Origin of the sequence: Mesotoga sp. HF07.pep.5.2.highcov, from assembly GCF_003666285.1 — a bacterium.
Taxonomy (GTDB): domain Bacteria; phylum Thermotogota; class Thermotogae; order Petrotogales; family Kosmotogaceae; genus Mesotoga; species Mesotoga prima.
This window is the reverse complement of sequence record NZ_JFHJ01000370.1, coordinates 1-23,391: the sequence shown is the minus strand read 5'-3', so window position 1 is coordinate 23,391 and position 23,391 is coordinate 1. Positions and strand designations below refer to the sequence as shown.

At 44.7% G+C, this 23,391-nt stretch carries 22 protein-coding genes and 2 pseudogenes; 12 read left to right on the top strand and 12 right to left on the bottom strand.

Going from position 1 to position 23,391, the window contains the following annotated elements; genetic code table 11:
- Positions 1-54: 54 nt before the first annotated feature.
- The 4 genes from thiI to BG32_RS07915 are packed head-to-tail and all read left to right on the top strand — an operon-like array spanning position 55 to position 3,366.
- Positions 55-1,269: a tRNA uracil 4-sulfurtransferase ThiI gene (gene thiI, locus BG32_RS07930; RefSeq protein WP_014730159.1), complete on the top strand. Its 1,215-nt coding sequence runs from the start codon at positions 55-57 to the stop codon at positions 1,267-1,269.
- On the top strand, positions 1,244-1,996 hold the full coding sequence (locus BG32_RS07925; RefSeq protein WP_006491732.1) for a 1-acyl-sn-glycerol-3-phosphate acyltransferase: 753 nt from the start codon (positions 1,244-1,246) through the stop codon (positions 1,994-1,996). Before thiI ends, BG32_RS07925 begins: the two co-directional genes overlap by 26 nt.
- A gap of 10 nt (positions 1,997-2,006) precedes the next feature.
- Complete coding sequence (locus tag BG32_RS07920; RefSeq protein ID WP_099771802.1) at positions 2,007-2,540, top strand: bifunctional nuclease family protein; 534 nt, start codon at positions 2,007-2,009, stop codon at positions 2,538-2,540.
- Positions 2,527-3,366: a polyprenyl synthetase family protein gene (locus BG32_RS07915; RefSeq protein ID WP_099771801.1), complete on the top strand. Its 840-nt coding sequence runs from the start codon at positions 2,527-2,529 to the stop codon at positions 3,364-3,366. Before BG32_RS07920 ends, BG32_RS07915 begins: the two co-directional genes overlap by 14 nt.
- Position 3,367: 1 nt before the next feature.
- On the opposite strand, the gene BG32_RS07910 is transcribed toward BG32_RS07915, so the two are convergent.
- On the bottom strand, positions 3,368-4,189 hold the full coding sequence (locus BG32_RS07910) for a serine/threonine-protein kinase (protein ID WP_257211933.1): 822 nt from the start codon (positions 4,187-4,189) through the stop codon (positions 3,368-3,370).
- Positions 4,190-4,273: 84 nt separating this feature from the next.
- Here BG32_RS07910 and BG32_RS07905 point away from each other — a divergent pair, with 84 nt between their 5' ends.
- Entirely contained in the window at positions 4,274-5,116 is an 843-nt protein-coding gene (locus BG32_RS07905) for a PHP domain-containing protein (RefSeq protein WP_099771800.1), read from the top strand.
- A 152-nt stretch (positions 5,117-5,268) separates the two neighbouring features.
- Here BG32_RS07905 and BG32_RS07900 read toward each other — a convergent pair whose 3' ends face one another.
- The 7 genes from BG32_RS07900 to argS form a co-directional block, all read right to left on the bottom strand.
- On the bottom strand, positions 5,269-6,165 hold the full coding sequence (locus tag BG32_RS07900) for a bifunctional enoyl-CoA hydratase/phosphate acetyltransferase (protein ID WP_099771799.1): 897 nt from the start codon (positions 6,163-6,165) through the stop codon (positions 5,269-5,271).
- A 326-nt stretch (positions 6,166-6,491) separates the two neighbouring features.
- A complete protein-coding gene (locus BG32_RS07895; RefSeq protein ID WP_099771798.1) occupies positions 6,492-7,472 on the bottom strand; it encodes a PHB depolymerase family esterase in 981 nt (326 codons plus the stop codon).
- A gap of 14 nt (positions 7,473-7,486) precedes the next feature.
- Positions 7,487-8,683, bottom strand: coding sequence for a macrolide family glycosyltransferase (locus BG32_RS07890; protein ID WP_099771797.1), 1,197 nt, complete (start codon positions 8,681-8,683; stop codon positions 7,487-7,489).
- A 93-nt stretch (positions 8,684-8,776) separates the two neighbouring features.
- Complete coding sequence (locus BG32_RS15580) at positions 8,777-8,938, bottom strand: hypothetical protein (RefSeq protein WP_180274830.1); 162 nt, start codon at positions 8,936-8,938, stop codon at positions 8,777-8,779.
- A 123-nt stretch (positions 8,939-9,061) separates the two neighbouring features.
- Entirely contained in the window at positions 9,062-9,886 is an 825-nt protein-coding gene (locus tag BG32_RS07885) for a S8 family serine peptidase (RefSeq protein ID WP_099771796.1), read from the bottom strand.
- Between the two features lie 124 nt (positions 9,887-10,010).
- Complete coding sequence (gene rlmD, locus BG32_RS07880) at positions 10,011-11,327, bottom strand: 23S rRNA (uracil(1939)-C(5))-methyltransferase RlmD (RefSeq protein ID WP_099771795.1); 1,317 nt, start codon at positions 11,325-11,327, stop codon at positions 10,011-10,013.
- Positions 11,327-12,958, bottom strand: a complete 1,632-nt coding sequence (gene argS / locus BG32_RS07875; protein ID WP_099771794.1) for an arginine--tRNA ligase — start codon at positions 12,956-12,958, stop codon at positions 11,327-11,329. Before argS ends, rlmD begins: the two co-directional genes overlap by 1 nt.
- Positions 12,959-13,121: 163 nt before the next feature.
- Here argS and argF point away from each other — a divergent pair, with 163 nt between their 5' ends.
- From argF to BG32_RS07860, 3 genes and pseudogenes are all read left to right on the top strand, one after another.
- A complete protein-coding gene (gene argF, locus BG32_RS07870; RefSeq protein ID WP_006491716.1) occupies positions 13,122-14,063 on the top strand; it encodes an ornithine carbamoyltransferase in 942 nt (313 codons plus the stop codon).
- Between the two features lie 8 nt (positions 14,064-14,071).
- Positions 14,072-15,009 (top strand): annotated as a pseudogene (arcC, locus tag BG32_RS07865) (carbamate kinase).
- A gap of 94 nt (positions 15,010-15,103) precedes the next feature.
- On the top strand, positions 15,104-15,655 hold the full coding sequence (locus BG32_RS07860) for a TetR/AcrR family transcriptional regulator (protein WP_006491714.1): 552 nt from the start codon (positions 15,104-15,106) through the stop codon (positions 15,653-15,655).
- 70 nt (positions 15,656-15,725) lie between these two features.
- Here BG32_RS07860 and BG32_RS07855 read toward each other — a convergent pair whose 3' ends face one another.
- Positions 15,726-16,373: a hypothetical protein gene (locus BG32_RS07855; protein WP_099771792.1), complete on the bottom strand. Its 648-nt coding sequence runs from the start codon at positions 16,371-16,373 to the stop codon at positions 15,726-15,728.
- Positions 16,374-16,447: 74 nt separating this feature from the next.
- On the opposite strand from BG32_RS07855, the gene BG32_RS07850 reads away from it, so the two are divergent.
- Complete coding sequence (locus tag BG32_RS07850; protein ID WP_099771791.1) at positions 16,448-17,539, top strand: AI-2E family transporter; 1,092 nt, start codon at positions 16,448-16,450, stop codon at positions 17,537-17,539.
- 128 nt (positions 17,540-17,667) lie between these two features.
- Here the strand turns inward: BG32_RS07850 and BG32_RS07845 are convergent, their stop codons facing one another.
- Genes BG32_RS07845 through BG32_RS07840 form a run of 3 tightly spaced genes read right to left on the bottom strand, consistent with a single transcriptional unit; the run spans position 17,668 to position 20,700 of the window.
- Complete coding sequence (locus tag BG32_RS07845; protein ID WP_259459609.1) at positions 17,668-18,969, bottom strand: capsule assembly Wzi family protein; 1,302 nt, start codon at positions 18,967-18,969, stop codon at positions 17,668-17,670.
- 17 nt (positions 18,970-18,986) lie between these two features.
- Positions 18,987-19,298: a hypothetical protein gene (locus tag BG32_RS16460; RefSeq protein ID WP_259459608.1), complete on the bottom strand. Its 312-nt coding sequence runs from the start codon at positions 19,296-19,298 to the stop codon at positions 18,987-18,989.
- A 13-nt stretch (positions 19,299-19,311) separates the two neighbouring features.
- A complete protein-coding gene (locus BG32_RS07840; protein ID WP_257211999.1) occupies positions 19,312-20,700 on the bottom strand; it encodes a hypothetical protein in 1,389 nt (462 codons plus the stop codon).
- 37 nt (positions 20,701-20,737) lie between these two features.
- Here BG32_RS07840 and BG32_RS07835 point away from each other — a divergent pair, with 37 nt between their 5' ends.
- The 3 genes and pseudogenes from BG32_RS07835 to cysK all read left to right on the top strand — a co-directional run.
- Positions 20,738-21,901, top strand: coding sequence for an MFS transporter (locus BG32_RS07835; protein ID WP_257211998.1), 1,164 nt, complete (start codon positions 20,738-20,740; stop codon positions 21,899-21,901).
- Positions 21,902-21,960: 59 nt separating this feature from the next.
- Positions 21,961-22,535, top strand: a pseudogene (epsC, locus tag BG32_RS07830) (serine O-acetyltransferase EpsC).
- The coding region (cysK, locus tag BG32_RS07825) for a cysteine synthase A (RefSeq protein ID WP_121526655.1) at positions 22,522-23,391 on the top strand (870 nt) is incomplete at its 3' end. The pseudogene epsC and the gene cysK, both read left to right, overlap by 14 nt.

The following is a 23,391-nucleotide window of genomic DNA, read 5'->3' as shown; positions in this document are numbered from 1 at the left end:
TATGATAGGAATATTATATAACTACATGAGGGAAAGATTGACGGAGGTAGGTTAATGAATAGATTTGTTGTGGTCAGGTATGGAGAAATCGCTCTGAAGAAAGGGAACAGAAAGCTTTTCGAGAAAGTCCTCGTAAACAACATAAAGAGGCAACTGGGAAGATCGACAGTCGAAAGAATCAGAGGACGGATAATCGTCTCTGTTCCCTCAGAGAGACTAAGATCGTCGATAGAAATAATGTCCAGAACGTTTGGCATACAGAACTTCAGTGTCGGAACATGGACTTCCTATGATCTGGAAGATATTTACCTGACCTCGGTCGATCTTGCAAAGGATGAAATGAAGAGAGGAAGAAAGACTTTCAAGGTTGAAACCCGGAGACTGGACAAGAGATTTCCTCTAAAAAGCGTTGAGCTGAATCCCCTCGTTGGGGAGAGAATTCTCGAAGAACTCCCTGAAACGAGTGTAGATATTCACAATCCTGAATTCAAGATAGAGATTGAGATAAGGGATGAAGGAGTGCTGATCTCGAGTGGGAAGACAACAGCAAGCGGAGGTCTTCCCGTTGGAGTTAGCGGTAGGGCTTTGTTGCTGCTTTCGGGCGGAATTGATAGCCCTGTAGCAGGGTGGCTGGCTCAAAAGAGGGGGTTGGATCTCGATGCAATACACTTCTCCAGTCCTCCTTACACCGGAGAAAGATCATTTGACAAAGTTCTGTCACTAGCGAAAACTCTCTCAATCTATAACGGTGGAAGAGAGTTCAGGCTATATTCCATGCATTTTACCGACGCTCAGATTGCAGTCCATAAACACGTTGAAGAAAGATATAGCCTGGTCTGCCAGAGAAGACTGATGATGAAAATCGCAAGTAAGATAGCAGAAGCTCAAAGAATAATCGCAATCGTTACGGGAGAGAACCTGGGCCAGGTTGCAAGTCAGACCCTTGAAAACTTGAGAGTTATCGAAGAACAGACTGAGCTAATAGTGCTCAGGCCGCTACTATCTTACGATAAAATCGAGACAATAGAGCTCGCGAAACAAATAGGCACGTTTGAAACGTCGATTTTGCCATACGAAGATTGTTGTACTGTTTTTGTTCCGTCGAATCCAGTAACAAAGGCGAGGCTTTTCGACATAAATCGGGTCGAAGCTGGACTAGACCTGGAATGTCTTGCAAAAGATATAATTGAAAAGTCCAAGATGTACCGGATAAAGAATGGCGATATACTGGAGGTAAAGAGCATTGAGATTCCTGAAGAAGCTTCTTAGCTTACTCGTAACTGTCTGGATTGCCGTGCTCGGAGTTCTCTACATCTGTGTTTATGGCGGTATAGTCATTCTAATTGGAAATGTGATCGGGAAATTCAAAGGGAAGAAAGAGAGAAAGACCTTCATTTCAAGAGAGGTCTCTAGATTCGGCAGGGCGGCTTTCGTGCTTTCGGGGTCAAGAGTAAGGTTGTCTGGTAAGGAAAACGTTCCAGAGACTGGCCCCATGGTTATCGTCGCAAATCATCAAAGCGCATTCGATATACCTCTTATACCCGGCTACGTCTACCCAGAGATAGCTTTCATTGCAAAAAAAGAGCTCTCAAAGATTCCTGGCATAAGCTGGTTCATAAGCGCGCTGGACGGAGTATACATTGAAAGAGGAAACAGATTACAAACGGCCGGCGCAATGAGGAAAATATTCAGAATTCTGAAAGAGGACGGAACGATTCTTCTTTTTCCAGAAGGGACACGAAGCGAGGCCGGTGAAATTGGGAAATTCAAAGAAGGGAGTCTATCAATTCCCTATAAACTTGGTGTGAAGGTCCTCCCCGTGGCACTTGACGGAACACGCAATCTTCTCAGGAAGAACAGCTTTCTGATCACACCTTCGAGAATCTCTCTTTCTGTTTGCAAACCTATCCTTCCCCAAGATTTCAATTCCGAGGAAGACTTCAGCGGAGAAGTCTATAATATAATTAAGGCAGCTTTGGAATCAATGAGAAATTGAGGTGGGTTCTATGTTACAGGTAAGACTGAGGGGCCTTGCTCTTGACCAGAGTAATTCCCCGGTGGTAATACTTGAAGTTGAAAAGACTAACAAAGGTTTCGGAATATGGATCGGACCGTTCGAGGCCGAAGCTCTTGCCCTCGCGATTAGCGGAAAGGACTTCCCAAGGCCCTTAACATATGACCTATTTGTAAATACGGTTACTCAACTTGGCGGGGTATTTGAAAAGGCGGTGATCGGACAGGTTAAAGACAATGTTTATTACGCTTCTCTGCACTTGCAGGATAGAAGCGGACAGCTTTACGTTGTCGATGCGCGTCCTTCCGATTGTCTTGTGCTTGCCGTCAAAAAGGGCTTCCCGATTTTTGTAGAAGATTCGGTGTTTAAAGAGAGTTCGATCGACCTAAGCAATCTACAGACCGACGCGCTTCAGCACGGCCAGGAAGAAGATACCGAGGGTTTCAAGAAGTTTGTCGAGAATCTCGATATCGAAGAGCTGAAAAAACATTTTAGGAACAAGGAAGACGATAGTGAAACTAGCTGAATTCTCTCCCTTTTTCAACTGCAAACTCAAGAACTTTCTGGACGAACTCCACATATCCAAGCCTTTCAAAGATGTCGTCAGCTATACTCCGCTGGCTGGAGGCAAGAGGCTCAGGGCATATCTAATCTGGGAACTTTCCAGGTACACGGGGTTTGGAGAGGAAAACGCTTTGAAGGCTGGAATTGCCGTTGAGCTGTTTCACAGCGGGAGCCTGATTCACGATGATCTACCTGCCATAGATAACGACACTATTCGGCGAGGCCTGCCATCAAGTCATATCAAATTCGGTGAATCCAAGGCAATACTTGCGGGAGATTTTCTTATGCTTTTTCCAGGCAGGGTCTTTTCCTCCCTTGATCTTGAAACCAGATACATTCATCCCATTCTAGAGCTGTGGCAAGAGACATCACTTAAAGTTGTAGAGGGTGAATTCGATGACGTCTTTCCAGAAGACGAATCCATAGAACAGATGGAAAGGATCCATGCTGCAAAGACAGGAGCTCTTTTTGGCTTCTGCTTCGCTGCCCCCTTCATAAGAGAGAAAAGAGAAAAGATAGACGAGATGTACAAACTCGGTGTGAGATTCGGAAAACTCTTCCAAATGATGGACGACATAAAGGACGTCATTTCTACCGAAAGTGAACTTGGAAAGACACCCGGAAAAGATGGGAAACAGAATAGACTGACTATTCTATCCTTCGAGTCTCTTGAAGAGGCCCAGATAGAGGTCAAGGAGTCGTTTCATTCGATTCTCGGAGAAATAGACTCTTTTACCGACCTCAAGAAAGAGATGAGAGATATATACTATCTGATTGCCAGAAGATAAATCAAAATCCAAATAGCCTCGGCCTCAACGCTTTTCTGAAGTGATCGGCGTCTGTGTACCTCTTGTCTGCAACTAGAGACATTGACTTTTCCAGAATTCTTCGTGCCTTCCTGGGGAATAGATCTAAGACAAGTGGAATTCCCTTAATCCTCTCTGTCGAAGGAATAGGATCCTCTCCACTCAGGAGAAAGAAAAGGATACCTCCTACGGAATAGACGTCCCATGAATAGCTTGGAGTTGAAGAAGATAAGAATTTCTCGGGACAGGTGTAACTCAAAGAAACAACCTTAGAAAGTGAATTCATCAAGTAAACATCTTTCAAACAGGCTGCGCCGAAATCCATGACCTTTATTTTTCCTTCATCTGTAAGCATGACGTTGGTCGGCTTTAAGTCACCATGAATGTAACCTCTTTCATGGATCGAGGACACACCCTTAAGGATTTCATCGATGATTTCTAGAGCTTCAGACTCATCAACAACTCCATCGGACTTCACCGAGTCTCTTAATGTTCTTCCGCTTATAAATTCCATAACATAGTAAGCTGTGTTGTTCTCCGTAAAAAGATCAAGTACCTTCACGACCCTATCATCGTCGATTTTAGACATGATTGTGAATTCTTCTGAAAAAGAAGAAAGCCTTTCGAAATAGGCTTCCTTCAGATCGCTGCTTATGGGTTTAACGAAATTACCTTCCCTTTCTGCACCTCTTGGAAAGAACTCCTTAACAGCCACGCTATTTCCGGTATGGAAGTCTGAGCATAAATAGGTCATGCCAAAACCGCCCCTTCCAAGGGGCTCGATAATTCTGTAACGTTTTTTCAAGATTGTTCCTTCGTTGAGGTAGTATTGTATTGTGATCACCTCTAGTAGAATAATATCATCATTGATGTAAAAGGTGGTAGCTGAATGTTTGTAGACTTTCACTGTCATTCTGATCATTCCGACGGCACGGACTCGGTTGCGGCAATAGTGCAAAAGGCTGCGGACAAAAGAATCTCCATTCTCTCTGTTACCGACCACGATACACTGGCTGGCCAGAATGAAGCCAGGGAACTGTGCTTGAGAGCTGGAATAAAGTACATAAGGGGAGTAGAGATAAGCTGTGACTTTCATGAGACCCTCGATGTTCTTGGTTACGGTATGGTTTTCGAAGCTTCGTCTATGGAAGAAGAGCTCAGACAGTTGAGGCTTAAGAGAGATCTTAGGAACACAAGGATTCTCTCGAGGCTGCGATCTCTCGGTGTTCAGATTACCGATGAAGAGCTGGAAAGTTCATTTCCCGGTGAAAGTCTGGGAAGACCACACATAGCCAATCTAATTGTGAGAAAGGGTTATTCTGACTCAACAGAAAATGCCTTCAAAGAGTTTCTAGGAAAAGATGGAAAAGCGTACGTTGAGAAAGAGAAGCTATCCATAAAGAGTGCAATTGAACTCATTCTCTCCGCTGGGGGTGTTCCCGTCCTAGCCCATCCTCTTTCGATGATGCTAGATCGAAAAGAAACGATAGAGATCATTAGGACAATGATACGTTACGGATTAAAAGGCATGGAAGTGTTTTACAAGACCTATGAAGAAACAACTCGAGAAGAGCTTTTCGAAATCTCAGGAAACCTCGGATTGATAGCCACGGGCGGCAGTGATTATCACGGGAAGCACAAGAAAGATCTCGAGCTCGGGATTGATATTCCAGACTCTGCAGTTTCCAGATTCCTTGAATCCTTACCCGCCGACAACGGCCTTAACTATTAGGGCTTCCGAGTTGTCTCCAGAAACGTATTAAGATTTGCGATCTTACCGTTCTCAGTCACAATATACTGATCATAATCGATCGATAGAGAACTGAGCAGCTCGCTAAATCATGTTTCCTTCGGTATTTATAGTCTCATCTCTAAAATTGCCCTTCATGAGCTCTTGCCGATCGAATAACTGGCCAGGGCGATAGATGCCAGTTTAGAAGCAGCCGAATCGGCTCTGGATACAATAACGATTGGGGCAGTTGCACCCAAAATAAGACCGGCGATCGTTCCACCGGCAAGATAGACGGCCGACTTGCCCACAAAATTACCACTTGCAATATCCGGTACGACTAGGAGATCGGCCTGCCCTGCTACCGGCCCGGAAATCTTCTTGATTTGTGCCGCTGCAAGCGAAAGCGCATTGTCCACACCTAGAGGCCCATCGATTACACAATCGCTGATCTGCCCTCTTTGGCTCATCTTGGAAATAACGGCCGCATCGATAGTCTCTTGCATATCTTCGTTCACAACCTCAACAGCAGCAATAAGCGCGACTTTTGGTTTTTCATAGCCTATTGACTTCAGAAAGGCAACGGCGTTCTCGATTATCGACACTTTTGTCTGTAGATCCGGGCGGATTATCATTCCTCCGTCGGTTACGAAAACAACCCTGTCGACTACCGGAACATCCATAGCCGCTATGTGGCTCAAAACCCTTCCCGATCTTAAGCCCCATTCTTTGTTCAGAACCGCTTTCAGGAGAATCGATGTCTTCAACAGTCCCTTCATCACAACATCGGCTTTGCCGGAACTAACTAACTTTATCCCCTTCTCGCAAGCTTCTTCGGGGGAGGAGGCGGGTATCAACTCTCCCTCAAGTCCTTCTTCTTTCAAGATTTCGAGAGTCTCTGCTTCTCTGCCAACAAAAACCGGCGTTGCGATCCCTTCGTCAAATGCGTGTTTGAGAGCCCTTATCCCCTCTCTATCTTCTGATCCTATAAGAACAACTCTTCGAGTACCGCCTGCCTTGGCAAGCGAAACAAGTTCAGAAAAGTCTTTCAACAAAAACCCTCCTTGACACCGATTTGCACTTCTTCCCAAAGGAAAGTATAACCCATACGGAAGTCAAGGAGGAAGCTATCTCTCTTGAGTAGATTTAATTATGATGCATTAAGGTTATAACAGAGTGACAATCAAACCAACGTGGCACCGCATTTCAAAAGTGATTCAAATATCTACCACGAACTTATGCACCTTTCAGAACTTATTCCTACCATTTGTTCACTTTTGCTGTCAAAGCTCAGTATTAACTTAAAAGCATGTCATAAAAACATCATCAGCCAATTCTGCTTTAGTAGAATAACACTGAACCTTAAAAGATAGTTCCCTCACTGCCGTGTATGGTTCTTGAAAAAATTCCAGATAACCTCATTAGCATTTATCTCCTGGCTTGTTTTGCCGATAACCCGTTCCGACAGTTTAGAAGAACCTCCGGGCCAAGTATGTCCGCCGCCTTCGATTGCATATAGAATCACTTCCGTCCCTTCCACTCCTCCGGTATAAGTGATTCGCCGTACCTGAGTGCCATCATTGGGATCATTATCCAGTTTAGTGATTTCCGCGGGGATAATTGAGCATTGGTTGTGCTTTACCCATAATTTAATACTCTCGCTGACTGAAAGTACTTTGCCGAGCTTTTTGTTTCCAAAAGGTCCGGTTATATCTCCACCTTGCCAGGGCATCAGTGGATCGGCAGTGTTATTGATAACCAGCATGGAAACAGGTTTGGCGGGTGTATAGTTAGCTGCTAAATTCTCGGGAATATTACCATCCACCGGAGCTGCCGCTGCGATTTTTTCAGACAATTCAGCGGCCAGGCGATACGTCATCATCGCTCCATTGGACATTCCTGTAACATAAACCCTCTGGGGGTCAACATTCTCTTCTTTAATCAATTGATCAATCAAAGCGGAGATAAAACCGACATCGTCGATATTCTCCCGGTGTGCCGGGTGGTCTTCTTCTTTGCTACGGCCGTCGTTCCACTGATTGTCCACAGCATCCAGATAAACTACAACAAACCCCTCTTCGTCTGCCAACACATTAAAACCACCCTGGGTTGTTTCTACCATTCCGGACCCACTTCCCCCTCCACCATGCAAGGCGATAACCAGCGGCATGGGTTGGGATTGATCGCGGTTAGGCGGAATATGCATGAGATAAGTACGCTTTAAACCACCGACCATTATGGAACCTTCCGTATCTTGAGAATCTCGGTCGTTATTGGAAGCGTTAGCCGCCATTCCAATCACGGAGAGAATGAAAACTAGCATTAATGAGACTAAGATTAATCTTTTCGACTTCATCATCCTTTCCTTCCCTCTTAAGTTTCATTTTCCATAACATAATTTAATATAGCATCAGCTCCGGCTTTATACCCTCCAGCCTCTCGAAAATCCTCACCTATTTTTCCTGCACTTTCATAAAATGATCTGCTCTCTATAATGTAAACAGACTTTTTAAATAGATATTCAGAATCAATTTCCTTTTTTGTAATACATATCCCCGCACCCAATTCCTCAACTCTTTTGGCAACCATGACCTGCTCGGGTTGCTGGGGGAAAATCAATAGAGGCACCCCGAAATAAAGGGCTTCATTCACACTGTTCATTCCACCGTGGGATATAAACAAACTGGCTCTTTTTAAAACTTCTATCTGGGGAACATAGTTCTCAATATAAATATTGGACGGTACGACTCCGAATTCTTTCTTATTTACTTTGCTGCCTATGGAAATCAATACATTGAATTCCGACTTAGAAAATGCTTTAATACATTCCCTGTAAAAATCCAGTCTTTCATTTGCAATAGTACCTAAAGAGATATAGACAAGCTTCCTGTCTCCAATATTTTCAAATGAAAAGTCCTGGGCATCCTTCCTGTCGTAAATTGACGGACCTATGAATACGAACTTATTACCAAGCTTAGCTCCATCCGGCTGAAATTGCAAAGATGTGAATACTATATTTAACTCTTCTTGGTTACGGAAAAGATCCATTATTTTGCCGTCTACTCCATATTCTACTTTTAATCTTCTTTTTGTCGAAACAATATCAAAAATTTTGCCTATACCTTCTTCAAGCGCCATTTTTAAAATTTTCTTTCTGAATCCATCGGCTTTATTGGTTGTCTCTCCGGAGAACACAAAGGTAGATGTCGTATTTACAGCCTTTATTCCAAGATGCTTTGCCATATACTTGCCCCAGGGACACATGGAATCATGAATGATGTAATCAGGCTGCAATTTTCTGATATAGTTCATCTCTTCGGACATTACCTCTTCTGTGGCTTTTAGAAGCATTCCTGCCAGATTTACGAAATTACCGCCTGATGTTGGCCCTTGAGGGAGAGAGAAACTGTAGGGCTTATATCTTGCACCTGCTTTTTCAATTTTTTCTCTGAATGCTTCAGTACTGTAATATATGATTGTTTCTCCTCTTTTCACCAGTTCATTTACTATTGGCAGTGTTGGGTTAATATGTCCATGGGCAGGTACATTAAAGAAAATTCCGATCCCCATTAGTTTTCACCTTCCTCTCAAAAGCCTTTGCTTTTTCCATATCCTTATTCACTCTTATGTCTGTACTGCATGGCAATAAGTCTTATTCTATTACTAAAGAACTTCTTCTAATAACTTTGTAAGTTCGTTTATTTCATTTAATAGCAGTTCCAGATTCTTAGTCAGGTCTATTTGCATCTCCAGTATGTCGGGAAACATTGCCTTTGCCTCTTCATAATTTCCTTCAGAGAAAAGTTGAGCTATTTCATCCCACATCTTCTGTAGTTCTTCACTTCTTGTTTTTACATATTCCTGATAGCCTGCCAGCTTTTCAATCTCCTGTTGTATCTGAATTAACTCTTCGGGAGTGAGTTCTAAGGTACCCTGTTCATAGCTGTCCTAGAACTGCTCCAGAAGGGGCTTAAGTATTTCCAAACCTTCGTATATCTCCTGCATATATTGCTTATTGATTTCCTGGTTTTCTTTAAACTCTTTTTTCCATTCTTCAATCTGCTCCTCATTCTCTTCCTTGTAGTTACTTACTTTATCCTTTAGATCACTTAATTTAGATTTTATCTCAGAACTATTATCTGCATTGTTATTTGATATCACCAGACTGTTTACATCATTTTGCCGGATTTTCAGTTTGCTTGCTCCATCAATGGCTTTTTGCAAGGAATTAAATGTAGCCTGTTCTTCAGTCGATGATACTTCCTCTCCTGTTAACAACTTCCATGCCTTTTCAGCATTGGGCAATCCATAGCCGGACTTCTGATCCTGTCCTTCTTCTAAAATATCCTCGGAAGATTCATTTAATATACTAACAAGTTCAACAACATTAATATCAGGCTTCTGAGTCAGCATTATTGAAGCAATGCCTGAAACAACCGGTGCAGCCATACTGGTTCCATCCCAGGCTTCATATTGATTCCCTGGTACAGCGCTCAAAATTTTCACACCGGAAGCAGCAGCCTCCACACTATTCCCATAATTTGAAAATCTTGCTTTTGTTTTCAGTGGATTTATTGCCCCTACTGTATACACATTCTCCTGCCCTGCCGGTGTATAGCTGTCGCAATTTTGGTTATCATTTCCGGAAGCAGCCACCACAAATACACCCTTTTCACTGGCATATCGAACAGCATTAGCGATGTCCACATCCTCACCGGGTCCTCCCAGGCTGAGGTTGATAATATTTGCTCCCTGATCTACCGCATACTCAATACCTTTAGCACTGACATCTAAATCGCTCTGTACGGTTCAAAATCAGCCTCATAGATTTGTTCCCATGAACCGATATTTTCGTAATTTTTACACTTCGGATTTTTACTCTGTGTCGCCCCTACAATTATCCTCTGGACATCAATACCACGCACTCAGCATGCCATGTCTGGGGAAACATATCGAAAGCCTTTACCGAAGAGATTTTGTAGCCTGACTCTCTGAGCTTTGCGGTATCTCTCGCCAGGGTAGTAGGGTCACAGGACACATAAAACACCATGGAAGCGCCAAACTTATCGAGAAGCCCAATCTCCGAACCGACTCCGGATCTGGGCGGATCGAGAATTATCGTAGAGTAGTGACGCTGATCAGACTTGAGAAATTCAATAACATCGCTCGACACGATTTCGATCCCAAACATTCCGTTAAGATTCGAATTTGCCTTGAGAGCCTTAACAGATACGGGATTCGATTCTACCGCGGTGACACGGCCCATCTTCTTCCCAACGGTGATAGAGAATGTTCCTATGCCACTGTAAAGATCAAGAAGAGAGTCGCCAGCCGTATCCTTCATCTCATTAAATATATGACTGACAATCGACTCCGTAACTTCGAGATTGTTTTGAAAGAAGGCTACGGGCGGAATCTCAAACTTTCTTCCGGAAAGCTCCTGGTCGATTACCCCTTCCCCGAAAAGCGTTCTCGAAACGCCTCTCATAACTACCCTGTCGTTCGCATTCATAAGATGAACGAGCGTCGAGACATAGGGAAGCTTCTTCCTAACCTCCAAGACAATACGGTTTTCATCGGGAAGACATTCTCCTTTTGTAACAAGTATTGCCATGATTTCTCTTCCGTTGCCTCTTAGAATTACATGCTTGAGTTCGCCTCTTCCAGTAACCCTGTTATATGGAACGATTGCCGTTTTCCTCAGTATCTCCTCGAAACCCGATCTGGCCTTTTCGAAGTCTTTCAGGCCCAACACACAACCCTGGCAACTAACGGGAGAGTTGCTATTCCTCCTATAAAGACCGAGAGAAAGCCCATCTTTCCCCCCGTGACACACATACTCCATCTTAAGTCTGTAATTCGTCTCTCTTGGTGAAGGAACAATCTCAAAGTCCTCCAGTTCAATCTTTCCTACTCTTTTGAACTGCTCACTAATTACCTCTCTCTTCCAGAAAAGCTGTTCTGAATAGTCAAGTGTCTGCCAGTCGCATCCGCCGCATACCGGAAAGTTCCTGCAAAGCCTTTCTCTCCGGCTATTTGAAGGGACAAGCACTCTCTCAACCTTCATCGTATGGAAGTCGCTTCTTCCCTTTTTCTTGCTAGCTTCAACAACTTCGCCTGGATAACCCGCATCGAGCAAAGCTACTTTCCCGTCAGCTGTTCTGGCGAGAGAGAAACCTCCTGCGATTAGCTTCTCAATACGAAGTTCTTCCATTACATACTATCGGGAGCCTCAACGCCAAGAAGCTCTAATCCGCTCCTTAAAATGTTCTGAATCGCTTCGCACAAAGCTAACCTTGCACCTGAAAGTGCCGGGTTCTCCGGGTCTACAATGATATTCTTGTTGTAGTAACCGTGAAATGCCCTGGACAGATCCTCCAGATAAGACGTTAGACGGTTTGTTCTGTAATCTGCGACTACCGAATCCAAAATCTCAGGAAAAATCGTCAGCAGCTTGATGATCCTCCTGTCTTCCTGAGAATCGAGAAGCTCAAGCGAATCTCTCGATCTTTTCACGTTCTTCTCCTTAGCAGTTCTGAATACATTGCTTATTCTTGCGTTGGCATACTGGACGTAAAAGACAGGATTGTCATTCGATCTCTGCCTTGCCAGATCTATGTCAAAAAGCATGTGAGTGTCAGGATCGAACATCGCGAAGAAGTATCTCGTCGAATCCACTCCAACAGCTTCAACTAGCTCATCCAGGGTTGTGAATTCCCCTCTTCTGGTCGACATCTTTACCACTTCACCCTCTCTTTTGAGATTTACGTACTGGTGGACAATCACATTCAGAAATCCATCTTCTATTCCCAGGGCCTTCATAGCAGCATTCATCCTAGGAATGTGGCCCATGTGATCCGCACCCCAGATATCAAATACCTTTTTGAAACCCCTATCATGCTTATTGTAATGATAAGCAATGTCGGTCATGAAGTAAGTATAGCTTCCGTTCGATCTCACGAGGACCTTATCATCATCCTCCACAAAGTTTGAGACTTTAAGCCATCTCGCCCCTTCCGATTCATATATCAACTCTTTTCTGTCAAGCATGCCAATTACAGAGTCAACAGTTCCATCGTCTATCAGAGAGCTCTCAAAGAAGACGTTATCAAACTCCACTCTCAGCCTCTTGAGTGTTCCCATAATATCTTCCAGCATCTTGTCGAGAGCATATTTCTTGAAAAAAGCTTCGGCCTCCGAGTTCCAAACCGCCTTGAAACGCTCTCCGATCTCACCGGCAAGTCCCCTGGCAATATCGATCAAATACTCACCCTGATAGCCATCCTCAGGTAGCTCCTCTTCTACACCGAGGTATTGATTGTATCTAACCCACAAAGAGCGGCCCAGGAGTCCAATCTGCCTTCCCGCGTCATTTATGTACATCTCTCTTTGGACTCTGTATCCTCTTGAAGAAAAGATTCGGCACAGAACATCTCCAAATACTGCCTGGCGCCCATGACCAACTGTAAAGGGTCCCGTTGGGTTGGCGCTTGCAAATTCAAACTGAATTCTCGTATCGCCCTTTCTCTTCCAGAAATCCGGCGCATCGATCAACTCCGCCAGTACAGAGGATAGATATGTAATGGAGAAATCAACGTTTATGAATCCTGGTCCGGCAACCTCCACTCTGCTATAGTCGGCTTCGTTGCCGAGTCTCTCGCAGATTATATTAGCGATTTCTCTCGGGCTCTTCTTCAAGATCCTCGAAAGAATAAACGCGGCATTTGTAGAAAGATCACCAAACCCCTCAGGAGGTATCTCAACCTTAAAATCGATTTTGTCATCATAAATGTCAAATTCCTCCAGCACTTTCTTTATTGAGTTCTCCAGCTTCTCCTTAAACACAATCCACCTCCTAATCTGGCCAATATACCTTAGCATACAAAAGCATAACACCGCATTGTTGTGATATGGTTTAATCTGCGTTTCCTCGTACGAATAAACGCAATTGAAAGCATAGTCTTATATATGTATTATATTAGAGATAACTAAAACAAGGAGGGTTAAGATGGGCGTAAACCTTAAAGGAAAGAGCTTTTTGACATTGCTTGATTTCACGACAGACGAGATTCGCTATCTACTGGATATTGCAAGACAGGTGAAGGTCGAAAAGAGGGCCGGTACGCCGACAAGTAGATTTGCAGGGAGAACGCTTGCCATTGTATTTGAGAAGCGCTCAACAAGGACAAGAACTGCTTTCGAAACTTCCTTCGGTGAAGAGGGCGGCCATGCGGTCTTTCTCTCAAAGGACGATATTCATCTTGGAGTGAAAGAGGATTTGAAAGACACGGCAAGAGTACTAGGAAGAATGTTCGATGCGATAGCGTTCAGGGGCTTCAAGCAAGAGACTGTTGAAGTTCTGGCGCAGTGGTCTGGGGTTCCTGTCTATAACGGGCTTACCGACCTATACCATCCAACCCAAATTCTTGCGGATTTCATGACTATCGAAGAAAGCCTCGGCAGCCTGAAAGGACGAAAGCTGGTCTTTGTGGGGGATTCCAGAAACAACATGGCCAACTCCCTCATGATAGGGTCCGCGAAGATGGGGTTGCATTTCGTAGCGTGCGGTCCGGAGAGACTTCACACCGATCCGGCTATTGTCAGCAAGTGCAAAGAGATCGCAAAACAATCCGGAGCTACGGTCGAGGTCACTGAAGATGTCGACTCTGCACTAAAGGACGCCGATGCAGTCTATACAGACGTCTGGGCATCGATGGGTGAAGAGGACAAGCTTCAAGAAAGGATTGCTCTGCTTAAACCTTATCAGGTTAACGCTGAGATGATGAAAAAGACCGGAAAGGCAGAGACTATCTTCCTTCACTGTCTGCCTGCCGTGAAGGGAAATGAAGTAACCGAAGATGTCTTCGAAAGTCCTGCCTCTAGAGTCTTCGAGGAAGCCGAGAACAGAAAACATACAATAAAAGCAGTAATGATAGCCACACTGCTATAGGGGGAAGTATGAAGAGAATCGTAGTTGCAATAGGCGGCAACGCGCTCAACAAACCAAATGAAAAACCTACAGCAGAAGTTATGGAGAAGAACCTGCTCTCGACGACTGCCTATCTTGCAGATCTTGTAGAGGAAGGTTATGAGCTTGTAATTACTCATGGCAATGGACCGCAGGTTGGAAATCTCCTTGTTCAGCAGGATATCGCGAAGGACGTTTTCCCTCCCTTTCCGATCGACGTAAACGATGCAATGACACAGGGTTCAATTGGTTACTTGATAACCCAGACTTTGAACAATGAACTTGTCAAGAGAAACACAAGAAAGAATATAGCGTGCGTTCTGACTCAGATAGTTGTGGACAAGAACGACAAGGGTTTCGAGAATCCTTCCAAACCCGTCGGACCGTTTTATGATAGTGAGACGGCCAAAGAACTCGAGAGAACCAAAGGCTGGACCGTCAAAGAAGATGCCGGAAGAGGTTATCGACGTGTAGTGCCTTCACCTATGCCCCTTGACGTTCTTGAAATCGAACCTATTAGGGAGATGATAAAGGACGGCACCATCGTCGTGGCGGCTGGCGGCGGTGGAATACCGGTGGTCAGAGACGAATCGGGACAAATTAAAGGCGTCGAAGCGTCATTGACAAAGACAGAGCTTCTGCCCTGCTGGCGAAGTTAATTGAAGCGGACGCACTTGTTATCCTTACAGGAGTAGACTACGCGTACATAAACTTTGGAAAAGACAACCAGAGTGAACTGAAGGAATTGACTGTAAAAGAAGGAAGAGAGTTGATGGAAGCCGGTCACTTTGCTAAGGGAAGCATGTTGCCAAAGATAGAATCCGCAATCGAATTTGTCTCTCTAACCGGAAAGGAAGCGATCATTACTTCTCTGGAAAATGTAGATCTCGCGCTCAAAGGAGAGTCGGGTACAAGAATCGTTGCATAGACAGAAGTCGGAGAGATTCTCCGGCTTTTTTTGTTTTTCCTGTAACGATGTGATATAATCTGTGTTATACGAATGATTGAAAGGAGTGACGACAGTGCGCGGTCAAGAAACAAGAGAGAGAATAATGGAGGCTGCTATACAGGTCATCGCTGAAGAAACGATCGAAGGCCTGAGCACACGTAAGGTTTCAGGGATAGCAGAAGTGAACCTTGCGGCTATTCACTATCACCACCGTTCCAAAGAGGGAATGCTAATCGATCTATCAAGGCATATTCTCAACAACTACGTCCTGCCGAGAATCGAACCACTCATCGACCAAGGCAAACAGCCTGTAGAGATTACAAGAGATCTTTACGCAGAACTGTTGAAGCTCTATTCTGAAAGGCCAGATATAATGGTTTCTCTTGTATATCTCTGGCTTCACGGAATGAAGAACAAAAGAGTGAGGGAGATCCTTATCAATGCGAGGGCCGACTTCTACGATAGATTAGAGAGAGCGCTAGGATCTTCAATGTCAATGAGACGTGCTTCCAAAGTGTCTCATCGTCTTCTATCTTACATAGCAGGCAAAATCATGGAAATGGCAGTTGATGGTGAGATGCCTGACGAAAAGGAAGTAGACGAAATAGCCAAACTTCTTTCATAGTTTGATTTCTGCGGAAAACCTATCAGGAAAGGCAACGTAAAATCCCTTCCGATGATTATCGGGAGGGTTTCTATTGGTTTATAAATCCCAGATTAAGCTGGATTCCTACAAAACTGTACGCAGGAAAGGGGCTGAAGGAAGAGAGGTCATCTTCTATCTCCCATTTTAATGTACCAACAAGCTCGACACTTTCGAGGTTGATGAAGTAAAATTGCTTTCCAATTTCCAGCCTTCGCCTGGCGGAGAAACCAACAGAGGTATAACTTTGCTTCTGCGTCTCGCCAGCAACCTTCTGAAATCTGCCAAGGGTAGCGTTGACAATGCTCAAATCATTATCGAAAAACACTTCCGCCTTCAGTTGTCCGCCAAGAAACGAGGCATCGGGAGCGGCGTATTCATAAAGCCCTCCTACCTCTAGATAAACAACGTTGAAATCATATCCTAACTCCGCGATTACTCTCGCTTCTTGAAGTGAGGAGAAGGAAACGCGGGAAGCAAAATGAAAGTTTTCATCGTAGCCCACGGTGAAGTAAGGACCTTCATCAGTGAACCAACCGGCTTCAAGAAAGGAAAGAATTCCAATTCTCAGTCCAATGTCTTTGAAACCAGCCATTGCTCTGACAGATCCAGGAGCCATCATCCTTGATGAATGCATCGAGCCAAATGAAACAAATGCAATAAGAAAAAAGACTGTCAGGATAATATATACTCTTTTCATAAAGGCACCTCAAAAGATATTATACATATTGAGTATACAACAGATTTGTCACTATTCTCCGGTGGAGGGCTATTATGAAGAAAGCAAAGTTCTGGGTTCTTGGATATTTCATAGCAGTGTTCATGACACTCTTTCTCTTTCCTACTACCTCAAGGGTTCTCGGACTGGCCTTTATATTTTCGCTAATTATCAACACACCGGCTCAATTTGTCAGTAGAAAGATCCCTAGGGGAGCCCTAAGCATAGTAACCGGCATAGCTCTTCTATCGTTTATGTTCTTCCTTATCTACAGAGTAGTCCCAATAACCATCAATGGTGTGAAAGGCCTTTCGTTGGAGCTGGATTCTCTTTTCAATGGCGGTACATTCGACAAATGGCTGGAGAAGCTTCCCCCATTCATTTCTGAAGCGATAGTCGACATAGTCGAGAGCGCATCCCAGTGGTTGAGTGATGCAGCAATCATGATTGGGCAATACGTTGCTTCAAACATCACTTCATGGATTACAGGTGTTGTCTTGCTGATTATTGCGGGTTTTGTGGTCGCAAGAAAGACCAATATGATCCAGAAAAGCGTGCCCGTGCTCTTTCCCGGTTGTGATCAGGACAAGGTGAGCAGCTTTTTTCATTCATTGTACAAGGATTTTCAGACCTACATTGGCGGCCAGCTGATAATTGCTCTTGTTGTTGGAACAATAATCGCTATCGGATCGGCCATTCTCGGTATCCCGAATGCGATATTCCTCGGTTTGCTGGCGGGAATCACTAATTTTGTCCCGTATCTTGGCGTGGTTGTTACATCGATTCCGATGATCGTGCTTTCTTTCGTAAGCAAAGGGCTTTGGGGGGTTGTTGGAGCCATCGTCTTGCTGGTCATCGCCAACCAGATGGAGATCTGGTTCCTGTCGCCAAAAATTCTCTCGAACAGAGTTAAGATTAACTGGTTCATCGTGCTGGTATCGATAATAGGGTTTGGCGAACTGCTGGGCGTCTTTGGCGTTGTTTTTGCAGTTCCAATCCTGATATTCATAAAGAGGTACTGGATGGATTTCATTCTCAGTGAAAGGAGTGGTAGTAATTGGGAATCTACGATAGAGACTGGTATAAAGAAAGCCAAAATCAGGAAAGAACACCACCCCGAGGAACCGACAGGTTCTCAAGAGGATTGATTGTAGGACTGATAATCGGATTCCTAATAGGATTCCTTGTATTTGGCTTCATATAGTCTTGTTAGAAAAAAGGGACGGGTCATTTCTCGTCCCTTTTTATAAAGGCATTTACAGGAGTAACGCGCTTTCTAGAAGACGTAGGACATATAAGGTCTGATCTCGAAAATCGGTCTTTCATACCCTCCGTTCTTCTTGAAATAATCTCCAAAGTATAGAGAGAAGTCGCTTCCGAACGTAAAGTCCCTGTAAGGGATCATTACATTGAGCTTCAAGATGTTCGCATTAACAGTTTCACCAACTGGCCCACCCCAATCTTCAGGAGCCGTAAACTCACCGGGGTCGTCTTCCGGCTCTTCCATGTTCAAGTAAGGGGTTTTCAGAGTAACTTCTCCCTGTTTGAAGTATTCATATACAAAGGAGATTGAAAGCCCATTGGTCATTATTGCATTAGCCATAATCGAGAACCCATTGAGATCAGGTCCGTACTTAAATCCCAGAGGATAATCTGTGAAATCCCTGCTTCCTGGAAGCTCGGACTTAGTGTAGATTCTGTTTGTGAATGTGAGAAACGGCTGCCAGCGATTGTACATCCACGTGTCAGTGTGATAGAGCTCTACAGAGGCAAGAAGCAACATTCCCTTAATATCCACCGCGTATCTAAAACCACCACCATAAGCCAGGGCAGTTGGTTTGCCCCGCGCCCCGGCCTCAGTAGAACCGAAAGAGACGTCATCTATGGCGATTTCTCCGTAGAGTTCAATACCCTTGAAAGGAACCAGAGAAAGGTCAAGCGAGGCCATCACGTTGGAGAAATCTTCGCCGTAGGTATTGTGGAAGATAATGAATGGATTGGCGTCGTTCAGATCGGGGTGTTTCCCTCCAACGACGTTAAGCTCTCCTACACCAAACCTCCCCCATGTGGAAAACTGAACATCGAAGCGGTGCCCAATGATCGTCTTCGCTCCTTCGGTGTAAGGCCTTCTTTGGTTCAGATCCCACACTTTCCCCTGTTTTACCCACTCTTCATCGTTCAGGAGTGAAGTAGGGGTTATAACCAGAAAAGAATAGGTAAAGTGGCCGCTCTTCCAGAGAGGCGTAGTATATGAACAAGAGACATTGTCGTAATAAGACGATGCGTCACTTATAGTCAATCCATTTCTCATAGGTCCCCAGGCCACCTTGTATCTACCCAGCGAAGCATAGAAGTTATCACTAGAGTAGGACACGTAACCGAGTGTTGGCCAGCTCATGTCAAGCGCCTCCAGTTTTCCCTCAAAGAGCTCCACTGGAAAGTTCATATACGGCTTCGAATCAAAGTTATCGCCGTGACTGATGTAGCTCCTGTAGTCTTTCGGGATGTCGAGATTTATGAAGCCCGTTATATTGTCTGATACTTCGCTCTCAAAACCCAGCACAAGCCAGGGCTTCAAAGTATCGTACCGATACCTCAAATAAAGAGGAACAACAGACTGCAACCACCCTTTTGTTTGAAGGGTTCGAAGTTATGTATCATGAACTGCGGAGTAACTCGGAGAAAAACGTCGGTTCCAGCCGCGGTCTTTACCGTAGGCTGCTCAACCTGGACTGAAGCAAATCCCTCTGGAATTGCAGTATTTGCAGTAAAGAGAGTTCTCCCATCAACCAGGTTTCTGCCCAAAAACAAGTTGTATTGATCTGTGCCCTTGAACATCAGGGTTCCCTGACTACCAAACACTGTCGCTAACAGTGTAAAGAACAGAAGCAAGGTAAACTTCTTCATCTGCGATACCTCCCTATAGTAGTGAAAACATTCTAATAAAACCGACATTTATCCCGAAATCAACCTTTCTGGAAAAGGTCAGCTTACCGGCAACGAAGAGAGTTGTATTTTGATTTGCTGCATAAAAACCTTCTCCAGTCAGAATGAAAGAAGTGGTTATCGGCTTCTTCGGTCCATACCACTCAGGATCGAAGGGTGGAGAATACGGAGAATCTATGGTGACTGAACCGGCTCGCAATAGTTCTGCAGCGATTTTCAACGAAACGTTCTGGCTCTCGTATTCTATGCCTATCAGCGTTAGTGTCGAATCCGGGCCATAAGGGAATCCGTAGAATCCCGTGATGACGGGCCAAGAGTCTAGATGTAATACATTGAATCTATAGGGATAAGTGAACTTTCCTATATTTGTTCCCCTGTTGTAGAGATACGTGGTGGAATGGTAGTGCTCCATCCTGACTCTGAGGCCACCGTCTTGCAGAAGAGTTTTATCTCTAATTTCATGCTCCGATTCATCTAGTTTAGGCCCAGTATATGGCCTGCCATCGGAAATTCTCCAGAGAAAACCTGCAACCCAGCCAAATGCCGTTGGATTGGAATTCGAGCTTTCTGATGTAAGTCTGAAGTCATCAAGTGTGAACTCTCCGTAAGCCATTACATCGCTTAGTTTAACCTCTGCTGCAAGTGTGGCAGTGACATTTGAGTTGCTTTGATAGGTATGGTGGTAAATCAAGAACGGTCCGAGGTCCTGCAGATCGGGATAGACACCATAAACAAGATTCTCCTCACCAAACGTAACTTTCAAGTTTTCGTTCATGTAACCGAAGCGATGACCCAAAAGCGTCTTTGGCCCGCCGCTTATCGTTCTGTCGGCAGATACTGCGAAGAAATCATAAAGATACTCACCTGATTTTGCCTGCCCGTTCAACTCTATCCACAGGTGGTCGAAATACGGAAGAAAATTTGAGATAACAAAGCTGTAAGTTGAAACTCCGAGACCGAGCTTCCTTCTTCCCAACGATATGAATGAATTTGAATCTCTCCGTTCGAAGTAACCCAGTCTGGGAAAGTTCACGTCAATGGCAGGAAGAAAGGAAGTCGTGGAAAGCGGAAGATTGCTTAACCAGTCTCCCATCAGGTAATCCGAAAACTCCTGTCTCAAGTCCATATTCACGTACAATTTTGAATTACCGATCGCTATCTCCATACCCCCCGAAAAGATCGCCGGAATCCGCATATACCTGTCTAAATCTTCTAAATCGGGAACGTAGTTGCTCGCGACAGAGGGGATATTATCGAGAGATAATGAAGGTGAAAGAGTCACGTGCAGGCCGGTGCTTCCCAGAATCATTAGTGGTATGATAAGCATCAATAGAGATAAACAACATTTCGACAATGGATTCACCCCCATAAGAATTTTACACCAGGAGGAGTGATAATTGGTGCCGCTTTTTCTTTCTGGAGCCTCTTCCAGCGCTCGTGAGACAGCTACAGAAATCTTTATCTACTCAAATCTAGGCGTTATGGCTCTTTTCAGTCAGTTTTTCCAGAGCAAAGGCTTCTCTTCAGTCGAAATCGGAATTCTAATGGCGGTTACTCCTATACTTTCAGTAATTGCCAATCCCTTCTGGTTCAAGAGGTCAAGAAGAAGAGGCGGCGCTTTGGTAATGGGGACGCTTTCGATCGTCTCCGCGATCACCGTATGGGGTGTCTTTCTGACTCCAACCTTTGAAACCTCATTGATTGCGATGTCCCTTTTTGCATTCTTTGCGGTCAGCATCGTCCCAATCTCAGAATCCGTAGTAGTACCGTCTTTGAGGAGCAAGGGAAAACGCTTCAACATGGCAAGGGCATTCGGTACTGTAGGTTATTCGGCAACTGCCCTAATCTCTGGAATCGCATTGAGGGCAGGCTTCGTAATGATCTTCATAATTGCCAGCGTATCGCTGCTGACAGCTGCCGCAGTGAGCAGAGCTTATCCGTCAAAGCGGATGCTTGGAAGGAGTGAAAGCGAAAGGAATTCCACGCCATTGCCAGTCGAATTCTACTTGCTTGTGCTGGCAGGAGTTGCATCGATAACAGTCGGTGCGTTTGGATCAACCTTTCTCCCTCTTTTGACCAGTGATATGGGGTACGACCTTTCATCGGTAGGTTTCTCCTTTTCGTTGATGGCACTCTCAGAGGTGCCTTTTCTTCTTTTCGCCGAAAAGATCATAGATAGAATAGGCAATACCAGACTGCTTCTTGTGGGAATCTTTGCTACGGGGCTAAGATGGTTCCTGACTTCAATTGCTCCATCTTTTCCAGTCTTTCTACTATTTCAAGCTTTGCACGGAATCAACTACATTGTGGTCTATTATTCCGTTACAAACTTCATCCACAAAAATTTCGAAGAAAACAAAGCGACGAGGGCGCTCACAATCTACTGGATGTCAACTATGGGACTGAGTTATCTCCTGGGTTCAGTCTTGGGAGGCGTATTGATACGTGCATTCGGTATTAGGAGAATGTACACCATTGCCGGGATTTCGGGAATGGTAATGGCTGCCTTCTCTTCACTGCTCTTTGCGGCCCTCCGTAAGAGAGGGAGATTTACCAACCGGTAACTCTAATCCCGATTCATTTAGTATACTTTCTCTATGAGGCAAAATAAGAGGGTGGTTAGATGAAGGCATTCGAAAATATAAGACAGACTGGAATCGACATTTCAGAAGATCTAAAGGCTTATCTAGAAAAAGATCCTACAGTTTCCAGAAAGTGGCATGTCTTTCTCTTTTCTGCCGGGTTCCATGGTTTACTGCTGTACAGGATCTCCAACCTTCTATGGAATGGAGGCCTCGGTCTTTTCGCGAGAATTCTACATTATTTCTCAAGGGTTGCTTATTCTATGGACATTCATCCCGCCGCAAGAATTGAAGGAGGAGTCGTCATTGACCACGGCTCAGGAGTAGTAATTGGTTCCACAGCATCGGTAGGCAAAGGAACACTGATTTATCACGGCGTAACCCTTGGTTCAAAAAACGTCATGACGGGAAAGCGTCATCCGGACGTTGGACGAAACGTAGTGCTAGGTGCGGGAGCAAGATTCTTGGTCCTATATATGTATGCGATAATGCAAGAGTGGGGGCAAATAGCGTCGTGCTCGAACACGTGCCTTACGGCTCTCTTGCAGCGGGTATCCCCGCAAGAATTCATGCACCAACAGTAGAAAGGGGGAGAAATCAGGATGAACCTGTTTGATGCGATAGGCAATACACCGCTTCTGGAACTAAGTTCTTTTGGCCATTCTGCAAAGATCTTCCTGAAGATTGAAAAGAATAACCCCGGCGGCAGCATCAAGGACAGGGCCGTTCTTGGAATGATTCTTGATGCTGAAAGAAGAGGAATCCTGAAAAAGGGAATGACCATTGTGGAGCCGACAAGTGGAAATACAGGCATTGCAATTGCAATGCTTGCGGCCCCAAGAGGCTACGGAGCGGTCCTCTTCATGCCGGAATCTGCAAGTATCGAACGTGTAAAGATAATGGAAGCGCTTGGTGCTGAAGTAGTCAAAACTCCCTCCGAAAAGGGGATATCAGGTTCCTATGACGGGGCAAAGACCTATCTGAAAAACAACACGGACTCCTTCATGCTCGATCAGTTCAACAACCAGTCGAATCCAGGATACCATTACGCTTCGACAGGTCCTGAGATATACTCTCAAGTTGGGGAAGATATCGACGCATTCATATGTGGAATGGGTACCGGGGGAACCGTTTCCGGTGTCGGAAGGTTCCTCAAAGAGAAGAAACCGGACGTGTGCATCGCGGGAATAGAACCCGAAGGATCTCCCTTCATTTCAAAGGGAAGAAGCGGAAGTCATAAGATACAGGGAATCGGTCCCGGTTTCAAACCGCAAACGCTTGATCTTTCATTGCTGGACGAAGTGATGACGATTGAAGACGAAGAGGCGCTTTCAGTTATGAAATGGCTGCACAAAAAAGAAGGACTGCTCGTAGGGATTTCGTCCGGAGCCAACGTCGCTGGAGCTTTACAGCTATCAAAAAAAGGATTCAAGCGAATTGCAACGATCGCCCCGGACACCTACGAAAGATAT